The sequence below is a fragment of the Rhizobium sp. P44RR-XXIV genome, from assembly GCF_001999485.2.
Classification (GTDB): domain Bacteria; phylum Pseudomonadota; class Alphaproteobacteria; order Rhizobiales; family Rhizobiaceae; genus Rhizobium.
In genome coordinates, this window is the sequence record NZ_MPVZ02000027.1 from 261,887 (window position 1) to 287,040 (window position 25,154).

General features: G+C 57.7%; 19 protein-coding genes and 1 pseudogene. 15 read left to right on the forward strand and 5 right to left on the reverse strand.

The window, feature by feature from the left end; genetic code table 11:
* The first annotated feature begins 5 nt into the window (after positions 1-5).
* From repA to BSK43_RS13605, 6 genes are all read left to right on the forward strand, one after another.
* Complete coding sequence (gene repA, locus BSK43_RS13580; protein WP_077472131.1) at positions 6-1,229, forward strand: plasmid partitioning protein RepA; 1,224 nt, start codon at positions 6-8, stop codon at positions 1,227-1,229.
* Positions 1,226-2,263 (forward strand): plasmid partitioning protein RepB, encoded by a 1,038-nt coding sequence (gene repB, locus BSK43_RS13585; RefSeq protein ID WP_136686916.1) that lies wholly within the window; start codon positions 1,226-1,228, stop codon positions 2,261-2,263. The genes repA and repB overlap by 4 nt, the downstream gene beginning before the upstream one ends.
* A 198-nt stretch (positions 2,264-2,461) precedes the next feature.
* On the forward strand, positions 2,462-3,685 hold the full coding sequence (repC, locus tag BSK43_RS13590) for a plasmid replication protein RepC (RefSeq protein WP_077472130.1): 1,224 nt from the start codon (positions 2,462-2,464) through the stop codon (positions 3,683-3,685).
* Between the two features lie 299 nt (positions 3,686-3,984).
* On the forward strand, positions 3,985-4,890 hold the full coding sequence (locus BSK43_RS13595; protein WP_077472129.1) for a helix-turn-helix transcriptional regulator: 906 nt from the start codon (positions 3,985-3,987) through the stop codon (positions 4,888-4,890).
* 696 nt (positions 4,891-5,586) lie between these two features.
* Positions 5,587-5,883: an FAD-dependent monooxygenase gene (locus BSK43_RS13600; protein ID WP_077472128.1), complete on the forward strand. Its 297-nt coding sequence runs from the start codon at positions 5,587-5,589 to the stop codon at positions 5,881-5,883.
* Between the two features lie 349 nt (positions 5,884-6,232).
* Complete coding sequence (locus BSK43_RS13605) at positions 6,233-7,051, forward strand: SDR family NAD(P)-dependent oxidoreductase (RefSeq protein ID WP_077472126.1); 819 nt, start codon at positions 6,233-6,235, stop codon at positions 7,049-7,051.
* Between the two features lie 1,033 nt (positions 7,052-8,084).
* Here BSK43_RS13605 and BSK43_RS13610 read toward each other — a convergent pair.
* Positions 8,085-8,603 carry an HIT family protein gene (locus BSK43_RS13610; RefSeq protein WP_077472145.1) on the reverse strand — a complete coding sequence of 173 codons (519 nt, stop codon included), beginning with the start codon at positions 8,601-8,603 and terminating at the stop codon, positions 8,085-8,087.
* A 278-nt stretch (positions 8,604-8,881) separates the two neighbouring features.
* A complete protein-coding gene (locus BSK43_RS13615) occupies positions 8,882-9,994 on the reverse strand; it encodes a serine hydrolase domain-containing protein (RefSeq protein WP_077472125.1) in 1,113 nt (370 codons plus the stop codon).
* A 412-nt stretch (positions 9,995-10,406) separates the two neighbouring features.
* Between BSK43_RS13615 and BSK43_RS13620 the strand changes: the two genes are divergently transcribed.
* Positions 10,407-10,880 (forward strand): hypothetical protein, encoded by a 474-nt coding sequence (locus tag BSK43_RS13620; RefSeq protein ID WP_136686918.1) that lies wholly within the window; start codon positions 10,407-10,409, stop codon positions 10,878-10,880.
* Positions 10,881-11,149: 269 nt separating this feature from the next.
* On the opposite strand, the gene BSK43_RS13625 is transcribed toward BSK43_RS13620, so the two are convergent.
* The 3 genes and pseudogenes from BSK43_RS13625 to BSK43_RS13635 form a co-directional block, all read right to left on the reverse strand.
* Positions 11,150-11,380, reverse strand: a complete 231-nt coding sequence (locus tag BSK43_RS13625; protein ID WP_077472123.1) for a BrnA antitoxin family protein — start codon at positions 11,378-11,380, stop codon at positions 11,150-11,152.
* Between the two features lie 207 nt (positions 11,381-11,587).
* Positions 11,588-12,759: pseudogene (locus BSK43_RS13630) on the reverse strand (MFS transporter).
* A 254-nt stretch (positions 12,760-13,013) separates the two neighbouring features.
* Positions 13,014-13,988, reverse strand: a complete 975-nt coding sequence (locus tag BSK43_RS13635; protein ID WP_077472122.1) for an SDR family NAD(P)-dependent oxidoreductase — start codon at positions 13,986-13,988, stop codon at positions 13,014-13,016.
* A 140-nt stretch (positions 13,989-14,128) separates the two neighbouring features.
* On the opposite strand from BSK43_RS13635, the gene BSK43_RS13640 reads away from it, so the two are divergent.
* From BSK43_RS13640 to BSK43_RS13675, 8 genes are all read left to right on the forward strand, one after another.
* Complete coding sequence (locus BSK43_RS13640) at positions 14,129-14,713, forward strand: TetR/AcrR family transcriptional regulator (RefSeq protein WP_246662569.1); 585 nt, start codon at positions 14,129-14,131, stop codon at positions 14,711-14,713.
* Positions 14,714-15,406: 693 nt separating this feature from the next.
* Positions 15,407-18,355, forward strand: coding sequence for an NAD(P)-binding protein (locus BSK43_RS13645; RefSeq protein WP_077472121.1), 2,949 nt, complete (start codon positions 15,407-15,409; stop codon positions 18,353-18,355).
* Between the two features lie 46 nt (positions 18,356-18,401).
* Positions 18,402-21,374 (forward strand): AAA family ATPase, encoded by a 2,973-nt coding sequence (locus BSK43_RS13650; RefSeq protein WP_169055395.1) that lies wholly within the window; start codon positions 18,402-18,404, stop codon positions 21,372-21,374.
* 236 nt (positions 21,375-21,610) lie between these two features.
* The gene (locus tag BSK43_RS35685; protein ID WP_246662570.1) at positions 21,611-22,399 is read left to right on the forward strand and encodes an AraC family transcriptional regulator; all 789 of its coding nucleotides are present in this window, start codon (positions 21,611-21,613) and stop codon (positions 22,397-22,399) included.
* Positions 22,400-22,494: 95 nt separating this feature from the next.
* On the forward strand, positions 22,495-23,121 hold the full coding sequence (locus BSK43_RS13660) for a hypothetical protein (RefSeq protein ID WP_068394866.1): 627 nt from the start codon (positions 22,495-22,497) through the stop codon (positions 23,119-23,121).
* A 100-nt stretch (positions 23,122-23,221) separates the two neighbouring features.
* Positions 23,222-23,818 carry a hypothetical protein gene (locus tag BSK43_RS13665; RefSeq protein WP_077472119.1) on the forward strand — a complete coding sequence of 199 codons (597 nt, stop codon included), beginning with the start codon at positions 23,222-23,224 and terminating at the stop codon, positions 23,816-23,818.
* Positions 23,819-23,823: 5 nt separating this feature from the next.
* The gene (locus BSK43_RS13670) at positions 23,824-24,405 is read left to right on the forward strand and encodes a hypothetical protein (RefSeq protein WP_136686920.1); all 582 of its coding nucleotides are present in this window, start codon (positions 23,824-23,826) and stop codon (positions 24,403-24,405) included.
* 38 nt (positions 24,406-24,443) lie between these two features.
* Complete coding sequence (locus tag BSK43_RS13675) at positions 24,444-25,145, forward strand: hypothetical protein (RefSeq protein WP_077472117.1); 702 nt, start codon at positions 24,444-24,446, stop codon at positions 25,143-25,145.
* Positions 25,146-25,154: the final 9 nt, after the last annotated feature.

The window sequence follows — 25,154 nt, forward strand, 5'->3', positions numbered from 1 at the left end:
GTTAGATGGCGATAGTAGGGCATGCACAGACGACAGTTCCGTCCAGGGAAGATGCAGGTGGCAAGATAGCACGCCATGCAGGCTTGCTGTCGAGTCAGCTCCAGCAGCTTAGAACCCGCATGTACCCGCCGAAGTCGGAAAAGATACTGCGGCAGTTCCTGACGAATGAAGTGTCCAAGCTGACATCGATCCCGGATTCGACCTTGAAACTGATGTCCAGCGAGGGTCGTGGACCCAATCCGAGCCGGCTGGAAAACAATCATCGCGTCTATACACTTGCTCAGGTCAATGAGCTACGGGAACTGTTTGCAAAGCAGAAGCCCGCGGAGGCTCTTCGCTTCCTGCCCCGGCGTCGACCGGGTGAGCACCTGCAGGTGCTGGCAATTGCCAATTTCAAGGGCGGCAGCGCCAAGACGACAACATCGGTCCATCTTGCGCATTATCTCGCCTTGCATGGTTACCGGGTTCTGGCTCTCGACCTTGATCCCCAGGCATCGCTGTCGGCCATGTTCGGCGCGCAGCCGGAGGTGGATGTCGGCGCCAACGAGACCATCTATGCGGCGCTGCGCTACGACGAGGCCGAGCGGCGCCCCATTCGCGATATTATCCGCAAGACCTATTTCGACGGCGTCGACCTCATCCCGGGCAACCTTGAGGTCATGGAGTATGAGCATGAGACCCCCCGGGTACTGGCCAACAGGTCGGGATCCGGCGCGATCTTTTTCGAGCGGCTCAAACTTGCGCTTGCCGAGGTTGAGGCCGATTATGACATCGTCATTCTGGACACGCCGCCTTCGCTTGGCTTTCTGACGCTCAGCGCCATCTACGCCGCGACAAGCATGATCATCACGGTTCATCCGGCGATGCTCGATGTCGCATCGATGAGCCAGTTTCTTCTGATGATGGGCGATTTGATCAGCGTTCTCAACGAGAGCGGTGCCCAGCTCGATCAGGATTTCATCCGGTATCTGGTCACACGCCACGATCCGAACGATGGCCCGCAGTCGCAGGTGGTTGCGATGCTGCGTCATTTGTTTGGCTCGGACGTTCTGTTGCCCACCGCTATAGAGAGCACGGCTGTTGAGGCCGCTGGTCTCGCCAAGCGTTCCGTCTATGAGCTCGATGTGGGGCAGATCGGCCGCGATACGCACAAGCGCGCGCGCGAGGCCGTGGACGCGGTCAACGAAGCCATCGTGCAACTGATCAACTCAAGTTGGGGGCGTGAATGAGCAAGTCACCTCGCAAATCGATTGTTGCCAGTTTCGGCCTGATCTCGGCCGAGCTGGAAAGCGACGACACTGCGGCCGCTCAGCCCACGCCTGAGCCCTCCCCTGCCCAGCCGACACGCGTCGGCGCCGGCGTTATCGGCGCGGCTCACCGAGCCATTGGCGACATCCGCGCGGAACGGGATCGTTTGAGGGCAATTATCGAATCAGGCGAAGGCTCGATCCATGATCTGGATCCCAAAACGATCGACCCTTCTCCCTATCCGGATCGCCTGCCGGATGATGACCCCAATGATTTCGAGAGATTCAAGCACTCGATCGAGACTGAAGGCCAGAAGATCCCGATCCAGGTTCGCCGGCATCCGACGGCAAGCGGCCGATATCAGGTCGTCTATGGTCATCGCCGTTGGCGCGCCGCTCTTGAACTCGGCCATACGGTCCGAGCGATTGAAGTCGAGATTTCCGATCTCGACCTGGTCGTGGCGCAGGGTATCGAAAATGCCAGCCGACAGGACCTGACATGGATTGAGCGCGTATTGTTCGCCTCGCGCATGGATGACGCCGGCATCAAGCCGCGCGATATCTATGCGGCGCTCTCGATCGAACATTCGGAGCTCGCCCGCATGCGGGGAGTCTATCGGTCGATCCCGGCGGACGTGATCGAGGCGATCGGTCGCGCGCCGAAGATCGGCCGGCCGCGTTGGCTCGATTTGGCAAGGACGATTTCGACTGTGCCGGGTGCATTGGAAGCCGCCCGTGGCGCCCTCTCGCGTGCCAATGCCGAGCCGGGATCGTCAAACGACAGATTCCAGCACGCACTGCGCGCGGTCAAACCGAGTTCGGATCCCGGCGATACCGCGCCGACTACAATCGCCGACGCGTCGGGCACCAAGCTTGGTACCTATACGACCTTGCCGAAAGAGGTACGGATTTCCGCCGAGGGAGCGCTGGGCGTCGAGTTTATAAGATTTGTTGAAGGGGAGCTGTCCGGCCTGGCTGAGCGCTTCTCCCGTCAACGAGATAGCAGCAAACCCTGATCGTCTTCTCAGGGTTTCAACTGATGTCAAACGAAAGGAAGCCTGGCAAAAGAAAAAAGGCCCCCTAAACGTTGCCGTCGTGGAAGCCTTCTCTTCAATGTAGCAACTGAAGAATCGCATTTCCACGAATCACAGTCAAGAGTCTTTGGCACCGTTTTTGGTGAGCGGGTTTCTTTTGCCTTTTTTGGGGTGAGGGAAATGCAGAGTGGAAGTGTAACGACGCCGTTCGGGCGGCGGCCGGTGACGCTTGCCTTGGTTCGCCGGCAGATTGCTACTGCCGAAATCGAGCCCGGCAAAGCGGCCGACAAATGGAAGGTCTTCAGGGACGCTTCCGAGGCGAGGGAATTGCTCGGACTGCAGGATCGCAGCCTGGCCGTTCTCGACGCCCTATTGAGTTTTTATCCCGACAATGAGCTGCGCCAGGATGCACAGCTTATCGTCTTTCCCTCCAATGTGCAGTTGAGCTTGCGGGCCCACGGCATTGCGGGAGCCACGCTGCGCAGACATCTCGCTCTGCTCGTCGAAGCCGGCCTGATCGTTCGAAAAGATAGCGCAAATGGCAAGCGCTACACACGAAAAGACAGGGAAGGCGAGATCGAAAGCGCATTTGGGTTCGATATTTCGCCGCTTCTGTTGCGCGCCGAAGAACTCGCGGGCATGGCTCAGCAGGTGGCGGCAGATCGTATCGCCTTTCGCCGAGCCAAGGAAAGCTTAACGATTTGCCGTCGAGACGTCCGCAAGCTGATTACGGCGGCGATCGAGGAGGGCGCTCCAGGCGATTGGGCACGTATCGAAGAGATCTATGTCGGCCTTGTCCGCCGTATTCCCCGCTCGCCCACGATCGAGATAGTGAATTCGCTCCTCGAAGAGATGAGGCTGCTGCAGGAAGAAATCGTCAACTTGCTCGAAATGCAGCAAAAAACAGGAAATACTAGCACCAATGATGCCCATAATGAGCGTCACATACAGAATTCAAAACCCCAATCCAATCATGAATTTGAACCTAGCTCTGAAAAAGAGCTGGAGGCGACGCCGGCGCAAAACATTCAGCCCCGTGAGGGTACAATGCGGGTATTCCCATTGGGATTGGTGCTGAAGGCCTGCCCGGAGGTTATGTCGTACGGGCCTGGGGGCGCCGTGAACAACTGGCGAGACCTGATGTCGGCCGCAGTTGTGGTGCGATCGATGCTCGGAGTCAGCCCTTCGGCGTACCAGGAGGCCTGCGAAGTGATGGGGCCTGAAAACGCGGCAGCCACAATGGCCTGCATCCTTGAGCGATCAGGGCATATCAATTCCGCCGGCGCCTATCTGCGTGATCTCACGATCAAGGCGGGACGAGGCGAATTTTCGCTTGGCCCTGCCCTGATGGCGTTGCTCCGAGCAAATGGGCACAGCGTTTCGGGTGTCGGAAAGGCGTCCTGACGGTTCAAGGCAAAGGGAATCCCAGGTATCGGACGGATCCTTGCACTAAGCTCAGAGCAGGAGAGTTTGCATGAGAAATGGCCGACTCTCGTTATTCTTTGGCGGGCGAGCGTCATGTGTGATGCAGGAACAATGATACCTATGTGCCTTATCACTTCCGCTAGCTTTCGGCGAAATTGAGCTGCCGGCCCGTCGCTGTTAACATCGATATTCGCACCGGGATCAGCATTGTTGGTGGAAGATCCGTTGAGATCTGGGCTTGGCCGCGATGACGGTATAGGTGGGTGGGAGACCTGAGTATGACACTTGCGAAGCCGCCTGGTTTGGAAGATCCGGATAAGGTTCCGCGCTCGGTTGTCGGATTGACTATCGAGCTCGCTTCCATTCACGAAACCGATACTCATCAGCACAAGAAGGCGCAGTTACTTTATGTCATCAGTGGTGCCATCACTGTCGAAGCCTCAAACGGTGTCTGGACCGTACCGCCGCATTGCGCCATCTGGATTCCGAGCGGGATCCCTCATGTTGCCCGTTCGACCAGCCGCGTCACGGTCGGCAGTCTCTATATAGACCCGGCGCTTGCCGGATCTCTCAGCGATGGTTGCGGGATCCTGTTCGTGCAGCCCCTCCTCCGCGAGCTCTTGCTGCGCTTCATTGCCACCCCTGCCCTTTATCCGGAAGGTGATACACGCGAGGCGCGGCTTGTTTCCGTATTGCTCGACGAATTGCAGGCAGCGCCACTCGAACCGTTGCGTTTGCCCATGCCGACGGATCGACGCTTGCGGCGGCTTGCCGAGACGTTGGTGGATGATCCGGCATTGCGCTTTACGATCGAGGAATGGGGCGCGCGGGTCGGTGCGAGCAATCGTACGCTCACGCGGTTGTTTCAACGCGAGACGGGCATGTCCTTTGGGCGCTGGCGGCAGCAATTGCACATCGGGCTTGCGCTGCAGCGTCTCGCCTCCGGACAATCCGTCACGAATGTTGCCTTCGATCTTGGCTATGAAAGTACAAGCGCCTTCATCGCGATGTTCAGGCGGATGCTGGGTACGACACCGGCCCGCTATTTCACTGAGATTGCCGAAGGCGAACAGGATCGCGAAGTGCCGGAGATGCGGCAATCGGCAGGTGCCGCGTCTTCTCCCGGCGCCGCGATCGTTGACTTCAAAGCGGTCATTCGGCGGAAAACCAAGCCACAATCATGAAGGCGCGCGGTCGGAATAGTGGGCGCCGGACCTGACCGCCTCATGCTGGAGCGCTTTCTTCAGATGGGAGGTGTGGATGTATTGCTCCTCGAGTGGGATGCATTCGAGGCGGCAGTCTTGATATGGAAGCGGACTCCGGACGCAAGGCAATTAAGGCGGCGGGATTGGAGGTTGCCTTTGCGCAATTCACGAAGCCTGAAGCAGATGGCCATACGATTTCGGATGAGACCGCAGAATTACCTTCCGGATGTCCTTGCTCCGCTTTGTCTCCCGGCGACACGAAACAGATCGTGCGCAGCTGCGAGAAATACCGCTTTCTTCGTTGAGGCCTTGGACTATCCAATGGGGGTAACTTCTTGTTGGCGCGCTGGATGCGCAGATCATGAAGCGTGTCCATTTCTCGGATGGGGTCGCGATTGATGTCGATCGGTTGGTTGGCGCAGATGGCACCCGCTCGCAGGTGCGCGCCTTTGTAACGGATCAGGCGCTAGAATATTCTGGCGTAACGCTGTTACAGGGAGATATTCCCGAACCTCGCAAGGACTGCCCGGCCATTTTGTGCCAGGTCAGGGTCACAACTTTCTTCACGCTTGGGCACCCGATTGGCCTCTCTGTGCAAGCGAGAAGCAGTGGTGTCGTCTCATTCTATATTTCGCAAGGAATACCCAGGCCCAATATAGTCTCGATGGTCTCGACTTGTCGACCGTGGACGCGGCGGGTGCATATGCGAGGGAAATTTGGCCGAATTGGTATCCTGCATTCATCGAGGCGGTTGAGGCTGCTGCCCCGTTTTCGATCAGGCCATTCATCCGGACCACCGTTGATCAATTATGGCGTCCTAGGCCAGATGTTTCTCTGATTGGGGATGCGGCGCATGTCACGCCGCCGTTCGGTGGCCGGGATACGAATATGGCCACGCTGGATGCGCTGTTGCTTTCGCAATCACTCCTCCGCGCGGACGATGACATGGGTGAGGCAATCACCGGATACTAACGAAAAATATTCGCCCGCAGCGGCAAAGTGTGACGCGCCGCCGCTGTGCTGCGGAAGATCTTTCATGCTCCTGACGCAGCCAACCGATTATCCAAAGTCTTCATGGGGACCTTTGGTCTCTCTTGCGCCCGCCATCTGCGCCTTGAATTCCCTGCTTTCGGTGCCAACGCGCGGGTGATCTTGGCGGGATCGCTGCATTATCTGGCTCAGGCCGATTACCGCCTGGGCAGAGACCTTCGCTAATTTCGGCGAGGCGACGGAGATAGAACTCCGTCGTCATATGGACTGCCGAGTTGAGCAGGAAGGCGTTCGTTTGACGTCGCCGCATCATTCCGAGGAATAGTTGATCATGGGTGAAAAGATCTGGTTTATCACGGGCGCCTCGCGGGGCTTGGGGCGCGTATGGGCAGAAGCCGCGCTTGCCCGCGGCGATAAGGTGACCGCTTGCGTCAGAAACGTGGCGACGCTTTCAGACCTGGTTGAAAAATACGGTTCCGCGCTCTTGCCGATCGAGCTTGATGTGCGCAGCGAGGAGGATGTCGGAAAGGCCGTGCGCTTGGCAGCTGTCACGTTTGGGCGTCTTGATGTGATCGTCAGCAATGCGGGTTACGCCATCTTCGGAACCATCGAGGAAACGGACCAGGCTAACGCCCGCGAACAGTTCGACACGAACTTCTTCGGGACCTTATGGGTGGTGCAAGCGGTATTGCCTTACCTGCGCGTCCAGGGTGGTGGGCATATACTCATAACCTCAAGTCTCGCCGGCATAATCACCTTCCCGACAGCTGGCGTGTACAACGCCACGAAGTGGGCGGTGGAAGGTCTAGGTGAAACCCTGGCGGCGGAAGTCGCTGAGTTCGGGATAAAGGTTACTCTCATTGAACCCGGTGGCTACGATACCGATTGGCGTGGAAACTCTTCCACCCATCTGACTCCGATGGTTGAGTATGATGCGCTTCGCGATCGGCTGAAAGCCGCATCTGCGTCGCGCAAACTGGGTAATCCCGCAGCGACAGACGAGGCGATCTTGAGCGTCGTTGATGCTGAAAAGCCGCCGTTGCGGCTCTTTCTTGGCGAGGCGCCGCTTGGCATTGCGCAAAAGCAATATGCGGACCGGCTTGCGACCTGGGAAGCCTGGGCCGAGATTTCTCGGCGAGCGCAAGGCTGATGTCATAGGCTTGAGATCGCGTCAGATGAGACGACACTCGGCGTGCCGCATCCGCAAGTTCTCAATTGTACGGCGCTCAAGCTGAGAGAACTGGTTGGAGATGACATTCGGCCGTATCGTAGATCGTACGATGCGGCCTTCCCGGAAACATTTCGGCCGGGCGGCATTATGCTGGCGCGATCCGCTTTACGGCGGGAGTAGCCGATTGCATCGGCTAGGCTCCGACACTGGTTTGGCAGATGACAGCGAAGCGCAGGGGAAGAAATAGTGGTAGCTTCTATTTCCTACGGCGCTGGACCGAACCTACCTTGAGCATGTGCCTCTGATATCTGATGGCAAAGGCGGTCAAATACCCTTTCTACCAGGTATCGAGCTGCTTCAATGACGATAGAACGTTGACGGACAACGTCTCTTCTGAGAGTAATGGGTAGAACACGCGATATTGCGGCAATCCGCCGTCTCAGATGGTGCGACGTGCCTCTGCCGATTGGCAAAATGCGATGGTTCCGACCCGCGAATTTATCCCCTCCCAATCATGGAAAAAGTCTGTATGGCTGAAGGAAGCCAATAGCAGTTTAGCTACATTTTAGGAAAAATTGTTAAGAAAAACAACGTATTAAGCGTGCGAAATTTTGGGTCGGATGTACGCCCAATTCTGGCAGGAGCCAGCGGCGTATCAGATCGATCCGCGAGGTCGAAGCACGCGGATGTGCGCCACAGATGTTGTCGCGGAATAGGCTCTCACGATCGTCGATAAAAGGGAAACCGCAAGGCGTCCGTCGCTCCGGGGTGGGTTCATTTGCCTGCGCGGGCTTGTCGATGCCCCTCCCCTGTGACGACTTTCCAGAATGCGCTTTTGACTAGGAATGCTGGCGAATTTGATGGATTGTAGCCACTCGGGATCTGATCTGAGGATGCTGCCGCGCCGGCGCGAATATGTCGAGGTGAGCGCTGCGGTTCGCCCTCACCTCTTGCGATAGATGCCTTGTCCTGCGTCGCCGTTCCCGATGCGGAGATAAAGGTTGCTTAAGATTCAGCTCCTACCGGTTTGCCGATGGTCCAGCGCATCGCGAAGCAGTGCGATGGCCTGGAGCACGGAAGGCCCCCGGATCGGTGGCGGCTCGGCGCGTTCACAGAATTCGCGCCAGACGAACAGCGTTAATTCGGCACCGTCAACTGATGTTTCCCCCTTCCCTTCTGCAAATTCTTCCAACACTCGATACCGGCTGTCCTGCCAAAATAACTCTTCGATCCATTCGTAGATCGGTATCACATGGAAATGGAGTGTGCGCCCTGGAGCATGCCCATAACGACCTATGTATACGCGCTGGGCATCCAGCTTTCGTTTTAGGGCGTCCTGGGAAGCTGCCAGCAATGGACCGAGTTCGCATAAGGTACTCTCTGCTAGATCGGACAGGTCGGTAACGAAGCTCTTCGAGCTGATGATCAGGTAGCCGGGAAGAGCCGAGTTTGCGCGGTGGTCAACACGCCACCCGTCTGTTTCGGTTATATGAAAAAGTGGTCTGTTTTCCAAATCCGTGTCCTCCTCCATCGTTCGCATTGCTTAACATCGGTGAGCCCTCCCTTGTTGTTGCGCAGTAGCCTGAGCGCATTCAAGCCACCCTAGCCTCTTTGCTCCACGTCGGCGCTGGGCCTCTCAGGAGTTGTGGGATGGGCTCATCGCCGAAGCGCGCCATGACCTCCCTTGATTTATCTGTCGGTGTCGCTTTGCGGTAGGCTCTGTGGCCATTTCCGCTTTGCTCGCGAAAACCGTGACAGCTGTCACGGTTTTCTGAGATATCGCCGGGAGATCTAGGGCCGGCCCGATGGTCAGTTGCCAAAGAGGATCTCCGCCACCTGATGCGCCCGCACGCGAGGCCCAGGAAAATCCGGGTGGCCAGGCGGCGCCGAGGCCGGTGCAATAGGCCCGCGGTTGGTCAGGACGATGATCGTGCGCTGCGCTTCGAGAAAGCGGATCATGTAGTTGAAGTAGGCGATGCAGCTACCTCCATGCGCCACATGCCTTATATCGGCGCCACCACCGAGCCCGAGCAGTTGTTGGCGTTCGGCCGCGCTTAAATAGGGAAAGACATTTGTAATCCAACCGAAACCATAGCCCGTCTCGGCACCATCATTGGTGGTGCCGGAGGTAAAGGTGCGCCGAAGCGTGGCCTTGGAGACAAGCCGCTCGGTGTTCAACGCTTGGTCCCAGAGAAACAGATCGGATAGCGTGGAGAAGAGACCACCATCCCCAACCGTCAGCATCGGATAATCCCAGCGCTCGAACCGATCCCCTTCCCTCAGATAGCCGTGCGCCAGTCTGTGGCGTGTGGGGTGGCACGAGTCGTAGGCGAGGGTATGCTTCATGCCGAGAGGTTCAAACACATTCGATCTCAGAAAGTCTGCGAAAGATTGCCCGGAGACGATGGCGACGACCACGGCCAGCAAAACGTAGCCCACACCGCTATAGGAGTATTGCGAACCCACCGGGAATTCCGGTCCGGACAGGCGCATGGTTTTTTCAAAGACATCCTCATTGTTTATGCCTGTTATGGAGCGCGTGAGTTCGGCGATGTCTTCGCTGGAGCTGAAGAATTGAATATAGCCGGGCAGGCCTGATGTGTGATGCAGCAGATGACGGAGCGTGATGCCGGCGCCCCAGGAAGGGAAGTCCGGGAAATAGGTGTGCAGACGATCGTCAAGACTTAGCCTGTACCGCTCCTCCAGTAGCATGATCGCCATGGCGGTGAATTGCTTCGAGATCGATGCGAGATAGAAGGAAGTATCCGTGGTTATCGGTTGCCGGGTTTCCAGATCGGCAAGGCCGTAGCCTTTGCTACAGATGATCTCGTCGCGATCGATGACGAGGATGGCCGCCCCCGGATGGTGGAGTGCATCTATATCGGCAAAGACGGCATCAATCTCGCTATCATGCTTGCCCATCGACATGCTTCCTCCCATCGCCGGATAGTACAACGCACACATGGTCGGGCTCAAATCTGAAATTTGGTTATGTGGCCTCGGGGCGCGGTTTTCGAATTGGGTCCGAGTTGTAGCTGTCTACCGGATGGGTGCAGCAGAGCAGGTGGCCACTGAAAACCGTGACAGCTGTCACGGTTTTATATTCGGTCCGCCTGATAGCGTGAGGTGGTCGCTCTGCAGACGCTGAAGGTGGTGTGGGAAGCGAGAGGAGAAGAGCCTCCCATTAGGAATGTTCAAAGTTCAGTGGTTTCGGTCGTTGTGATTTTTACAACGAGCTTGTCAAGCGCGGCGACCAATGAAACCACGAGATCTATAATTCGCTTGGCGTGGGTTCTACCATGCTCATCTTGGATTTACCGCTTCCCAGCAGCACATGTGGTCTCTTGCGTTCAGCCGCCAAAAATACTCGCTGAGTACGGGATATGAGGCAGGTCTGTGGTCGCTTTCCTCCCGCCCTGCTCCACTGACCGCTTTGCGTAAGTGGGGCAAATTTCCGGCAATGCAGAACCGGCTGGGATTGCCCAAGCAGCTTTCAATTGCGATAGACAGTGAAAGCTGTTTTTCTAATAGGAAATTGCAAGTGGCGGGACAGCAAAAGGCTGCGGTTGAGATGGCCCCTTATCTGCTATTATTTTTCATCTTCGTTACCTGCGGCCTCGTCAATATGACACGCCCTCGAAACTCCATCAGACCAGTGAGTGACCGAGACATCGAAGACGCTTACAAAGCCGCTTTCAAAATTGAATCCAAGGAGACGGCGGAGCGGCGAAAGCTCATAAGCCTCCTTCTGGTGATTGCACTGCTAATCGACATACTCCTTATCGTGTGGATAGTTTGCTACGCGTAAAGGGTGAGCGTGCTTAACGCGAAGAGAGCACAGGATGCGGGGAATGGCGCCATATCACGAATTATGTGGAATCGACTGGAGCGCGCGTTTGTACATCCAAGTCTGACCAGTTTACCGCTTTTGCTTCAACAGTGCGAAAATTCGGCGGCGCCTATCCATCTGTTTTGTGGATGCTTTAATTCAAGATGGAACTTAAGATAGGATTTGCTTCCGCTAGCTGTACATCACCATTGGGGTGCTTGCCTCTGATTGCGTTTGCGGAAGACAGCCTAGTCGTTGGCCTTCATTGCGGCACGGAGCGCGTCGTTGATCCGGTCCTGCCAGCCAGGTCCATCCGCCTGAAAATAGGCGAGGATCTCACTATCGAGCTTCAGGGAGACTAGTTCTTTTGTGTTAGGTATCGCTGGACGATCGATCGTGGGCGCTGCAGGCTTTTTCGCAGGCTTGAAGATTGCCTCGGCCGCGTCGAGCGGGTTGGTCGGCCGTCTAGGTGCGCGCATGTTCTGCCTCCCTGGATTTCTTGACAGTGTCTGCTCCGTTCGACATCAGCGGGCGGATGATGTCAAGGATCGGGAGGATTTTCCCGCGGGGCACCGCTGTATCCTTCAATTTACCTCGGCCGAACTCAGCAATCGGGCGGCGCGCAAGCGCATCCTTGTTTAGTCGGCAAAATACGGGCACAAGCGCGCGAGCGGCGCATAATTCGGCTAGGACTGGCTGCAGGGCACTTGCGGTGCCTTCTCCCGTCGCGGTGCCAATGCGCCGACCAGGCACAATGCAGCGATTATGATGGGCAGGCAGACCAGGTAGGACATTCTGATACCGGCATTCTCAGCGATGAAACCGAGCAGAGGCGGCGCGAGAAAGAATACGACAAAGGACATCTGCGCCAGGGCAGCGACATTCAGGTGTGCCGCGCGGTCGCTTCGTTGAGCTGCGGCCGAGACGGCGAGCGGATAGATCGCGCTGCAGCCGGCGCCCATGCACGCAAAGCCGACAAGTGCCACATAGGGATGGGGTGCAAGCCAAACGGCCGCAAGACCGGCAGCGGATAGAAGCAGCAATCCAAAGGCGACTGCGCGAGCACCGAAGTTATCCACGAGGGGGTCGGCGAACAGTCGCGTTACGGCCATGAAAAAGGTGAATGCGGTCAGTCCCAGTCCACCGATCAAAGGTTCGACCGCGAATACGTCTCTCATGTAGATGGCGGACCAGTCGATTCCGGCGCCTTCGACAAGAAAGGCTGCAATTCCAATCACGCAAAGCGGGAGGAGACCGGCCGTCGGCAAAGCAATCCGTGGCTCATCGCTATGCTGCACCTGGCTTCGCGCCGGGGCATTTCGCATGCCCGCAATGGCAACCGCGCCGACGATGACCACAAATGCAAGCGTCAAGGCCAGGTGGAGCTGAACGGAAATGCCGGCTTGGCGAACCGCCGAGGAGACCAGTGCCGTCAGAAAAAAGCCAAGGCTCCAGAACCCATGGGCACGATTCATCACCCCGCGACCGAGCTGGGCTTCGATACGATCGATCTCGACGTTGAGATTGATTTCCAGCGCGCCGGCGAGCAACCCTTCGCAGAAGAGTACGGCGAATACCAGCGGGGCGGCGCGACCCAGGGAACGAGGGCTATAAAGGCAGAGGTTCCAAGCACGGTTATGAAGGCCGTCGTCCGCGCACCCAGCCGGGCGATGATCGGCGCCGAAAAAGTAAGCGATATCAGCGCTCCAATGGCTGCGCCGATGAGGGTCAGGCCGAGTTCCGACTTGTTGATGCCGAGTGCGTCCTGCAGATCGGGCAAGCGCGAGAGCAATGCACCCATCGATATCGCGAACAGAAGGAAGCAAATATAGATCCGTCGCTGCGGTTCAATGTGCATTTGATTTTCCCCGGGGAGGTGAGTGGCACTCGGAAGTTGCGATCTTTAACCTGATCCCGTCTTCGTAGACAATGCCAAAGGTGTCTGCCTCCGGCTGAAACTTTACGCCCCGGGGGAGGAAAGCGAAGTTTTGGTCAGCGAGATCGCGGGGAGGCCCGCGATCCGCCTGTCATATGCTGTGACAGATGTATCATCTTCACATGCCGGCGAGATGATACCGGCTGCCAGGGTACACCTGTCATTCAGCTTGCCGCCTAGTGGGCGAACACCTCACCGACCATTTCCTCGCTTCTGGCCCAGAGCGCCTTCGCATGCTCGGGATCGAGCGCGTAGGAACGCACGCCTTCGCTGATCGGATTGATCACCCCTTCCGTTATCACCGAAACATGGCAGTTCTCGCAATATTTGCCGCCCACCTCGTCGGCTGTTGCAACGACGCCGGCCCAGACGGAGGTTGCGGCACCTTGCGGTACCGTCTTGAACTGAAAGGGCGGCTTTCCCTCCGCGGCAAGTTCGGCATTAATCCGAGTGAGCATCTGCTCCAGCGCATCCGCCGGAAGATGGCGGCCGAGTTCGGTCTGAATGCCGCCCGGATGCAGAGCGGTCGCCCGGACGCCCCGCGATTTGTGGCGCCGGTCGAATTCGACGGCAAAGAGGATGTTGGCCGTTTTCGAGCGTCCATAAGCCAGCCAGGGTTCGTAGTCCGTGTGCTCGAAATTGGGGTCTTCGAGATCGACATCGGCGAAGCGATGGCCGGAGGAGGAGACATTGACAAGTCGACCGCCGGGAGAAATCAACGCAGCGATCCGGTTGACGAAGACGAAGTGGCCCAGATGGTTGGTGCCGAACTGGGTCTCGAAGCCATCGACGGTATGGCCGAGGGGAGTTGCCATGACACCGGCATTGGCGATGACGATGTCAAAGGTCCGTCCATCGGCCACAAGCGCATGGCTGGCCTTGCGAACGCTGGCAAGAGAAGCAAGGTCGAGTTCGATAAGCTCTAGACCCCCGCCGTTTCTGGCATCAGCGCGAACTGCCGCTGTTGCCCTTTCTGCTTTGGCAAGATCGCGGGCTGCGCCGACGACCTGTGCTCCGCGGGCGGCGAGGGCTCTTGCCGTTTCGACACCGAGGCCGGCCGAAGCGCCGGTAACCAGCACGCGCTTGCCGCTGAGGTCTACGCCGGCAAGCACCTCATCAGTAGTGGAGGTCGCTCCAAAAGGTCCGGTCATGAAAATCTCCTTCAACCGTGGACACATAGGCACGCCATCGCAGCGAGCCATTGCCCGCTGCCCTCGAATGGATTAAGAGGAGGGTGCCTCCGCAATAGATACGGAGGCACCCTCCGTTTATCAAGGGGTAGTTCGCAGACGTGACGATAAAAAGCGAGCGCGGTGCTGTCCGCAAACCGCGCGCCGATGCGGAGCGCAATCGTATCCGGCTCATGGAAGTGGCCAAGGCCGCTTTTGCTGAAAAGGGTGCAGACGCCAGCCTGGAAGAAATCGCGCGTGTCGCAGGGGTTGGCATCGGTACGCTCTATCGCCATTTCCCGACGCGAGATGCTTTAATCGGTGACGTCTACCGGAACGAGACCGAACAACTCGCCAAGGCCGCGATCGACCTTGGCCAGCGCTTACCGCCGAAAGAGGCTCTCCGGCAATGGATGTTGGTATTCATCGAATACATCGCCACAAAGCAAGGCATGTATCCGGCCTTGAATTCCCTCGTTGGCGGCACGTCGACGCTTTATGCAGCCTCCGGCCCATTGATCGGCAGCTCCATGGAAATGCTGACGAAACGTGCTGTCGAAGGCGGCGAAATCAGGCTTGATATTCCGCCACTCGATCTCCTGCGTGCGGTGAGTGGCCTTGCCAGCAACAATGGTCCGGATTGGAAAGACGCCGCAAAGCGCATGGTCGATATCATCATCGCCGGCATAGAGGTTCGCCCACGCTAGGCACGGCTTGAACGGTCTGGCCGGTCCCATCAAAATCTATGGAATAGCACCCAAAAGCCCGGGTCATTCCATCATTCCCCTCAGGCGCAACGCGAAAATCTGCAAATGGCGTTCCCGCCACTCCCCAAGATTGTATTTTTAGCTCCTCTGGCGGAGAGGTGCGTACCCAGGGCTCGAATACCCACGGCTATCTGCTGCCGATAAGGGCGTGCGCAGGCATTGCATAGTGGCTCCCGTGCTACCAAAATTTATCCACCTCAGCATAAATTGAGCGCTGATTTTTCTAGCAATCTGGCGCGGCATATAGCCTAATGCGTGCGCCAGTTATTCGCTGGTGCGGTTGGGTTTCCGGCGATATCGGAATACCAGTGCCAAGCCTGCCGCATGCATTGTCAAGACGTGCACTACCTAAAATTGAATTTTATTGCAGATCGGGGGAGAAGGGGCCGCGGCGGCTGGGTACTCCTTTTATAAACGAACGCTCTCATCGGTTCTGCGCAGAGCCGCTGCTCCGAGCTATCGAGAAAATTGCCTGAGACCATTCTGACGCCTGTGAACGAATGAAGAATTCGATCATGGCGCACTCAATATAATCGCAGCTAGCTCTTCGTTCGCAGACATCTTCACTCTGAGAGGCGATGCAGCCACAATTGTTCAAATCGCGCTGGAGCGTTTAAGGGGGAGCTTACATTCATGGCGTCGCAGGAGAGAAAGAAGATCGCAATCATCGGAGGCGGGGTGGCCTCTATGACCGCCGCTTACGCCTTGACCGAGGAGCCGGGATGGCAGGCGAAATATGACATCACGGTCTATCAGCGCGGATGGCGGCTTGGCGGCAAATGCGCAAGCGGTCGCAATCGCGAAATAGGCAATCGCATAGAAGAACACGGTCTGCATATCTGGGCAGGGTTCTACGACAATGCCTTCCGCCTGATCCGCTCCTGCTACGATGAGCTCGTCGCCCTGAAGCTGAGGTCTCCGGAAGATCCGCTTGGCACCGTGGAGAAGGCGCTAAAGCCGCTCAATACATTCATTCTCAGCGAGGAGGGGGTAGGAGACCCCAGGCAGATGTGGCGGCCGTGGTACATCGAGTTCCCCGGCAACAATCTGGTTCCCGGCTCTGGAGGGGTGTTGCCGCAACCTTTTGATTATTTCAAGATGGTGGCTGAATTCCTGGCGGGTCAGATCGAAAAGGTCGGGGATGCCTTACCGTTGCCGTCACAGGGAACAGGTGTCGGCGGCTACCGGTCTCCGGTTCATCAACTCGTGGCATATGCCAAGGGGATGCCGGCTGATGCGCGCTTGCATACCGCGCAGAATGGCAACGAGCTGAAAGAGATTCTGGAAGGCATCCGGATTTGGCTCCAGGGCATCAAGCCAGGGGAGTGGATCAATGACGATACGGCTCGCCGGGTCTATTTCATGCTGGATCTTGGCGTGGCCTTTGCCATGGGCATGGTGGCCGATCAGGTCTTCATGCGCGGTTTCGATTCCATCGACGGCATGGAATGCTCGGCCTGGCTTTTGAAGCACGATGCATCGGAGCAGGCGGTGGCGTCCTCGGTGTTTCGCAGCTGCTACGACTATGTTTTCGGATATCCGGGCGGCATATGCACGGATCGTGGCGTCGGCGCAGGCACCGCGATGCGCGGGCTGTTGCGTCTGGCCTTTACCTACAAGCAGGCCCTGTTTTTCAAGATGCAGGCCGGCATGGGCGACACGATATTCGCGCCGTACTATCAAGTCCTCAAGCAGCGCGGCGTCAAATTCAGCTTCTTCAATGCCATCACCAATCTTGCTCTGTCGGCATCTCGGGACGCCGTTGCCCGGATCGACCTTGTAGAACAGGCGCAGTTTGTCTCCGGCACCTATGAGCCGCTTTTCGATGTCGCCGGTCTGCCCTGCTGGCCTTCGGAACCCGATTGGGCGCAGCTGGTCGATGGCGAAAAATTGCGCGAAAGCGGGATAGATTTCGAATCGGAGAAAACGGCGGTGCCCGCCGGCGTCCCGAAAAGCCTCCATCTAGGTGTCGATTTCGATGATGTCATTCTCGGTGCGTCGCTCGCGTCGCTTCCACCCATGACCGCTGAGCTCGCCGCTGCATCTCCCTGCTGGAAGCAGATGCTTCAGAATGTCGAGACCGTCGCAACCTGCGCCGTGCAATTCTGGCTCAACAAGCCAACGACCGAGACTGGCTGGCCGGGCCTTGTCAAGGAGCACAATCAATACAGCCCGTTTGATCCCAATACGTTGCAGACGGTCTTGACCGGCTTTGCCGAGCCGCTCGATACCTGGGCGGATATGAGCCATCTGCTGGTCCGCGAGACCTGGCCCGATCCGGCTCCGCTGGCCATCGCCTATTTTTGTTCGCCGTCGAGGGATGCCGACGTGCCTGCGCCGTCAATGCAGGATCAGGCGGCGAAATGGGCGGATGACTATCTGACGGCGATCTGGCCGGATACCCGGAATGCCGAAGGCAAGTTCGACAGAAACCTGCTTGTTTCCCTCAACGGCCAATCCGAGAGCGAGCGCTTCGACAATCAATATTTCCGCCAGAATTTCTATGGTTCGGAGCGATATGTTCTCTCGGTGCCCGGTTCCGTGAACTACCGGCTGGCGCCGGATGAATCGGGATTCACCAATCTCGTGATAACCGGCGACTGGACGCGTTGTGGCATCAATGCCGGCTGCGTCGAGGCAGCAACGATCTCCGGCCTCGCCGCCGCCAGGGTATTCACGGGCTCGACCGAGCCGATCTACGGGGAATATGATCTGGTACTGGACGCATTGCCGACGCCGGCTCTGCTGTCCTCGATCACGGCGCCGCATGCGAATTGGCCGCTGACGCCAGCCTTCCTGCGCGGATCGATGGAAGGCGTTTTCAGTTTCCACGCTCTGCCGGTGGAACAGGTAAAACAGATGCTGCCGCAAGGTCTGGTGCTGTCGCGGCAATCCGTAACGCCTGCAAACACCCATCCGGTCACATTCCTGTTCAATCAGCAGACGAATGTGCGGGCAAGTTTCCTGCCGCAGATCTTCGGGTTCAAGACCTATCTCGAGAACATCGTTGCCATCAATTGCGTGGAGATCGCTGGCGGCGATGGCACGGTCTTCAGCTTCCTGCCGGCATTGTTTCTCGATAATAGCCTGGCGACCTATTCCGGCCAGCTATTCTATGGCCTTGCCAAGCGCCTGGCAAAGAACACGCTTGAAAACTCCACCTACAGCACGGCGACCGAGGAAAACGTGCCGGTCTGGTCCATGCGGTATTTCGACTATGCGCCGATTTCCCGGCTCGTCGATCTCGGCAATATCGGGCTCGTCCGTGCGCTTCTGGATACGCCGATCCTGACCCCCCGGGGCAAGGGAACCTGGCAGGCAATGGCATTCGATTTCTCTGTGGGGTCGGCATTCGCCGTCCCTGTTGTGACCGAACTCGATGTCTTTGCAACGAATGGCATCGGCTTGCCGGCGGGGCGGTTCATATCGCCTGCGTTCAGGGCTCAGTCCGAGGAGAATGGCCTGCCCGGTGCGTTCCGGTGCTGGACCGACTGGACGCTCAGCAATCCTTTCGACTCGTCTCGAGTGAAAGCCGTTGCTGCCGCCCAGAAAAATTTTGACTTCAATTGGCAGCAAACATGAGAGAATGAGACCCATGTTGTCGCCGGAGGAGATACCGCATCTAACGATGGATGATGACCTGCGAGAGCGTCGCCAGGTCACCATCCTCTTTGCGGATATTGTCGATTACACAGGTCTTGCCCTGCGTTTCGACCCGGAGGATCTGCGGGATCTGCTTCAGAGCTACTACATTCTGGCAAAAACGGAGATCGAGGCGTCGGGCGGTATCGTCGCGGAATACCTCGCCGATGGGATCGTGGCTCATTTCGGGGTGCCCGTCGCCTATCAGGATGCGGCGGACCGCGCCGTTCAGGCAGCCAGGCGGATCATCGGCAAAGCCGGCGAGATACAGGGCGCGGATTACCGGCTTTCCGTTCGGGTAGGGGTGGCGACAGGGCTTGTCGTCGCCGAGTTCGATGGCACGAATTCCAAGATTACCGGAGCGAGCGGCGTTCTTGCCGCACGCTTGCAGGCATCAGCCGAACCCGGATCGATCCATATTTCTGATCTGACGCGTCGGCTCCTGCGGCGCGAGACGGAGGTTCGTTTCGTCGGCAATATGTCTCTCAAGGGCTTTTCCGAGCCTGAACCCGTCTGGTGCCTCGATCTGGACGATGCAAAACGAATGGGAGGCGACGGTTTCCCGTTCTTTGGACGAGACACGGAGCTATCGAAACTGGCGCTGGCATGGGAGATGGTTCGGCAAAGCGGCCGAGCCAGCCCGCTCTATATTCTTTCGGGCCGGCCGGGCATCGGCAAGAGCCGCATATTGCGGGAACATTGCCTGCGCTATCCGGCCGAGCAGAAAAGCATCGTGCTGCAGACGGCGGAGCGACAAAGCAACACGGCACTCTATCCTGTCGTCGAATGGCTCAAGCTTGATGACCGGGTTTCTCTCGGAACTGACGATGCCGATTATCTGCGCGCGCTTTGCCAGCCCGAAACGGCTGTGGGGCTGCATTTGAGAGAGACGCCTGGGGCCATTCGCCAGGGAACGTTCGATGCGCTCTCGGCCTCGTTTCGCAGGATTGCGCAGGCTGGTCCGATACAGATCATCATCGAAGATCTGCAGTGGCTGGATCACAGTACGCTTCAATTGGTCGCCAGATTGTTGACCGACCTGGAGGACTGCCCTGTCCAGTGGCTGGCCAGCGGTCGGCCGGAGTTCACAGACAATATCGGCGAGCTCCAGAGTACAGTGCTGGCCATTGGAGAGCTGAACGCGGCCGAATGCCACGAGGCTGTTGTCAACTGCTGCGGGGAGGGGATCGCATCCGCCTTGGCGGAGGAAATCGTCGGCAAGTCCGAGGGCGTCCCTCTTTTCCTTGAGCATCTCCTTCGCGAACTCAACGAAGGACGCATATCCGGTCGGGAAACCGTTCCAGAAACACTCGTCGGGGCATTGGTCGCGTGGATCGACAGCACGGGGCCGGCGCGACGTGTCGCCCAATGCGCCTCGGTGGTCGGACGCAATTTTGACGAGGAGATGCTTGCGCAGGTCTCCGGCTTTTCCCGCCAGAGTTTGACCTCGGATATCGAACGTCTCTGCAAGGCAGAGATCTTCCAGCGCGATAGCGGCTCCGCCTTGAGCTTTCGGCATGACCTGATCCGGGATGCTGCCTACAGCACCCTGTTGCGCAAGCGGCGAGAAGGTCTCCACAAGCGGGTTGCCTGGGTTCATACGCAAAGCAATCCCCATGTCGGCGACAAGGTGATGGCGGAAATCGCCTATCATCACGAGGCGGCCGGAGAGCACTCTCTCGCGGCGCAATACAGGCACAGGATCGGCAGGTACACGACTGCTCTTGGCGCTTTTGCCGAGGGCGAAAGCCAGTTGCGGCATGCGCTGGATTTGCTTGCGCTCGCGGCCCAAAACCGCATCGATGTCGAGCATCAGCAGGCGAACATGCTTGTCGATCTCGCCGCAAACCTCATGCAGACGCGCGGCTTTACCGGCCAGGAAGTGTTTGAGACCTATGTGAAAAGCCTGTCGCACCTTGAGAGAATCAATCAGGTCGATGGCGACAGCCTGTCCATTTTCTGGGGCATCTTCACCTACCAGGTTCTGATCGGTCACACGCGGGATGCGGCAATGACCGTATCGAGAATGGAGGCCGTGCTTCGCCGTCTGCCGCAAAGGGAGAGGCTTGCGGAGCATACGCTGTCCGTGCTGGGCACCAGAAACGGGATCCAATTTTATTCTGGGCAGTTTCACGCGCAGCTTGCGACCCTGGACAAGATCAAGACGCATTATGAAGTCGAGCTTCATGCGCCTCTGGCCGCCAAATACGGAATGGATCTGCTGGCGACCGCGCATGCGTTTTCGCCTCACTCTGCAGCCATTACCGGTCAGTTCTCGCTCGCACGCGAGCTGGTCGTCGAGGCCGATGCACATCAGGCCGTGCTCGACATTCCCCTCATGCTGCCTTTCATCGACATCTGGGGCGGCGTTGCGTTGAGTTATCTGGGTGATTTCGATCTGGCATTGGCTCGGATGGAAAGAGGCATCGCGCTTGCCGACAGGCAGGGTGCGGCATTCTGGTCGGCAACCGGCAGGATGTGGCAGGCAATTGCGGAATTCGAAGCCACAGGCGGTGCCTCCTGCCAGTCAAAGATCGAACAGGCGCTCGCGCTCCAGAAACTCATGGGCGTCGGTATCGGCATCCCCTATTGGTCGGCAAAATTGGCAGCTGCCTATGCCATGAATGGCGATGACCGGCGCGCGCTGGAATGCATCGCGGAAGCGCTGACTGGCTCGCCCGGCACATCGGAAGGCGTATGGCGAGCGGAGCGGCAGAGGCTGGCGGGCTTCGTGCATGAGCGGGCAGGGCGCGTGGACAAGGCGCTGCACTTCTATCATCTGGCGGCGCAAACAGCGGGCAAGCAATCGGCTGTATTGTGGGAGATGCGTGCGAGAAGCGCGATTTCACACCTCGCGCCCCAGGATGACTTGAACGGTATCCGACAAGCGATGCTTGCTGACACGATCGCGCAGAACAATGTGCCAGCGAATCAGGTGACCGTTTCCACAATGATTTGACGCCGGCTAAACTATTGTCGAGCTGGGGCGGTTCCATACCCGCAAGCGCGCTCGATTTTTCCGCGATCTACTTTCGACTTGATATTCAGGGTTGTTTATTTTTAATGAAAAATCTCGGCAAAGGCGTGTTCTGATTAGTCTATGTGAGACGCCACACAGAGTAAAATGACCGATCGAGATCTTCTGATGAAGTCAATCGATGCCGCCATGGCATCCAAGCTTCATTGGATTTCAGCATGTTTGAGCACGTCATACGCGACATCAGCCCGGCTCCGCCCAGCCTTGGCATGCCCTGGCTGCAGGAGAGCGCCGATACCCTTGTCGAGTTGAGCCTTCCGCGTCGTTTTCGGTTTCTGAGCTTGCCGGAAGCCAAGGCCCGGGAATTGAGGGCGATTCTCGAAAGGATGGAGGATGCGGACCGTATCGCCTGCGACACAAGTGATACATGCCAGTCGGCTACCATAAGCTTCGTCTATATTGGTGAAAGCCTGCCGCTCGACATGTCCGGTTACGCTGCACCCGCTTTTCCCGCAATTGCCATCGTCGGGCGCGGTTTGCCGGATATCGATCGTCTGTTTGAATACGGATTTGCCGACTATATCACCTATCCTTTCTGCTCTCCGGAAATTCAACGGCGCCTCTCTGGGGCCCCGACATCAATCCATGACGTTACCTTCTCAGCCGGGCTCGGTAGCGATCCGATGGTGCGGGCGGCATGCGAGGCGCTCGAAACCAATATCGCCGCTACGGTTACGGTCGATGAACTGGCCGCTATCCTCGGGACCAATCGCAACACGTTGAACAGGGCATTCAATCAGGTCTTCGGCGTCGGGCCGATAACGTGGCTGCGTCAGCGTCGCTGCGAGATCGCGGCACAACTCTTGCGCGATAGTTCCGAAAGTGTGCTCAATATTGCGTTGACGGTCGGCTATGGCGACCCTAACAATTTTTCGACCGCGTTTCGCAGGCATTACAACCAGGGGCCGCTGGAGTTTCGCAAAAAATGTCAGGCGCAAAGAATTTAGACACGGCCTCAAAGGCAGGCCGTGGTGTTGCTGGCTAGTATCGAATTGTTGGCGAGGGCCACCGCTTTATTGAACCACGAGAGGACAAATCGACAATGGCAACCGAGAACATCAGCCTGAACTTCATCAATCGCTCCGGCGATACGAACAATTCCAGCGTTCTTATTTTCCAGCAGAACGTTGCCGAGTCATTCGGCGAAATCGCCGTTGCGTGGAAAGTGATCAAGAATTGCGGTCGGCTCGACCGCCATCCCTTCAACTTCCCTCTGCAATTTCAGGTTTCGGCCAAGGACAGCTGGGGCAACTACACCCCTCAGTTGACTGCCTATGACGGCCAGGGCTTCGACATGACGCTGGACACGTCCGGCGATGTGCTGGCGCTGTCGAAAGTGAATGCCACGTCCCCGAACGAAGTCGAAGTGCGCAACCAGCTGACGCAAGGCGCGATCAGCGCCTGCATCTTCAAGGACGGCAAGCTGCTGGCGACCAAGACCAACATGGCGCCTGGCCAGAAGGCTGTGTTCCAGTTCCAGCCGCGCATTTACATCGGCGTCGTCAGCCAGGTCGCCGAAGGTCAGGTGATCAATTCGGCGATCATCAGCCAGGTCAACACCGAAATCAACCTTTTCGGGATCACCAGCGCCGACGTCGTCATGACCGGCGGCGGCCCCGGCCCGAATTCGACGCCCTTCCAGTTCCATCTGGAAAACATCAACCAGTAGGACTCCGTCATCTCTCCGAGATGATGGTCGATCCGGGATACCACACGAGTAATCAGCGGGTATCCCGTTTTCCCTTTCATGAACAGAGGACAGTATAGCCATGAAAACGGAAACCAGCTTTAGGCTCACCGGTGCAAAATCCGCTTTGACCTCGACAGCTCAACAGAGCAGCACGCCTCAAACACCCTCTGCCTCGGTGCAGGGCACTGAGGGCGCGGCGAGTGTCAGCACGGGGGTTACGGCCGGCAGCAGTGACCAGAGTTCCACCGCGCAGGCCACGATCGTCAAGAGCTGGACCTCGGGCGGCGTTGCCGGGACAGGCAGGGACAGGGTCACCATCGAAGCAACCTATCCGGCCACCAAGAATACCAAGACCGGCGCGATTAGCCTTGGCGCAGACAGCTTCAAGCTGACGGTGACCGATCTGAACACCGGCGTCAGCTCGACCATCAATCCCTATCTCTTTTCCAACACCGAGTGGACCGAAATTCCCTTACCCGCCGACGCCGGCGATGCCGAGAAGTTCGAGGTGAGGGGCAACGTGAAGATCGACGTTCAAACGTCGGGCAAGATGATGCGGGTGCGGTTCCATGTGAACACGGCAAGCCAGCTTTCGGACATCGGTTATATTTTCGTGCTGGATATTCCGGAGAACACGAAATTCACCGACGTTTCGCAGAGCGAACCGTCGTCGTAGCCGCCATGCAAACCTGGTTGACGTACGAGAATGTCTCTCTCAATCCGCATGTCAGCCGCGTGGGTATCTTCTGGGATGTCTCCGGGATGCTACCGGGCACCATGCCGGTTTTGTGGGCGGCGATCGAACGGTGCCGTTACGGCTGGCATCATCCCCTCCATGTCAGCTGGGAGCCGGCCTTCCTGATCCGCGACAGCTACGGGAATGAATGCCCGCTCCAGCCGGGCCGGGACAATGGCGATACCGGAACCCGGATAGAGGGTCCGCACGGATATGGATTGAAATCGGGGCTTCTCTTGAGCCAAAGCACGCCGCGTCCCGATTTGTCGCTTTGCATCTGCCGGGACAATCGGCCGATCGCGGAATTGCCGCTCGATCGCGTTGGGGCATGGGCCGTGTTCATGCCGGATCGCCTGAAATTCCAGATCGATTGCCGCGCCGCATTGCGCGGCCGGATCACTGACGCCTACGGAACCCCTTTTGCTCTGAGCGGGCTGCAGGCCCTGACAGTTCAGCTTCGTGGAGGAGCGCCCGGACCGCGGGCTACGCCTCTCACCTTCGTCTCATATCGTGCGGAACCGGCCTGATCCGATCCGCTGTTGAAAAGGATAGAAAGGATTGTGCAATGCCCAATAGCTATTTCGTCTACACCATCGTGTTTTCCCGTACCCCGCAGAACGCCACCCGGTTTATCGGCTTCCAGAAGCGGGCCAAGGGATATTTCTTCTCCGGCAAAGGAGGCGCGATTGTTCCCAATGGTCAACCTTTGAAAGGTGCGGAAAAATTTGCCTTGCCGGGCGGAGGCTTCGAAGGTGCCGATAACACCTGGGACGACAACGACGCTGTTTTTGCCCAATGCCAGAAGGAATTCACCGAGGAATGCGGGCGGCAGATCAGCTTCGTCACGCATGATGATGTCGTCAGCGGAGTCGTCGAGGACGATGACGAGGTGATCAATGCGGTCGCCTATTTGCAGCGCTGGGGTGTGAATATGGGCCGCATCAAGGGCTACGCGGCGATGTACATCCAGGTAGCGGATAACCAGCTTCAGCTGGTCGCTGATTACATCGGCGTCTGCTTCAATCAACGTGATCAGGCAGTCCAGAAAATTACGAAGCAGGAATGGGGAGCCGGCGACTACGCGAAGATAGCGCAAATATTTCCATTGGCTCCGATGGATGACGAAGTGAACTTGGTGGATCCGCCGATACGCCAGATTGCGCAGGGTGGCTTTAACAACGATCCGCTGATCGAGGCTCTATCCAAAGATCCCGATACCGATTGGTTCGCCCAGATCATCAAGGGTCTTGAAACCATCGGTGCTTGAGGGATCTCC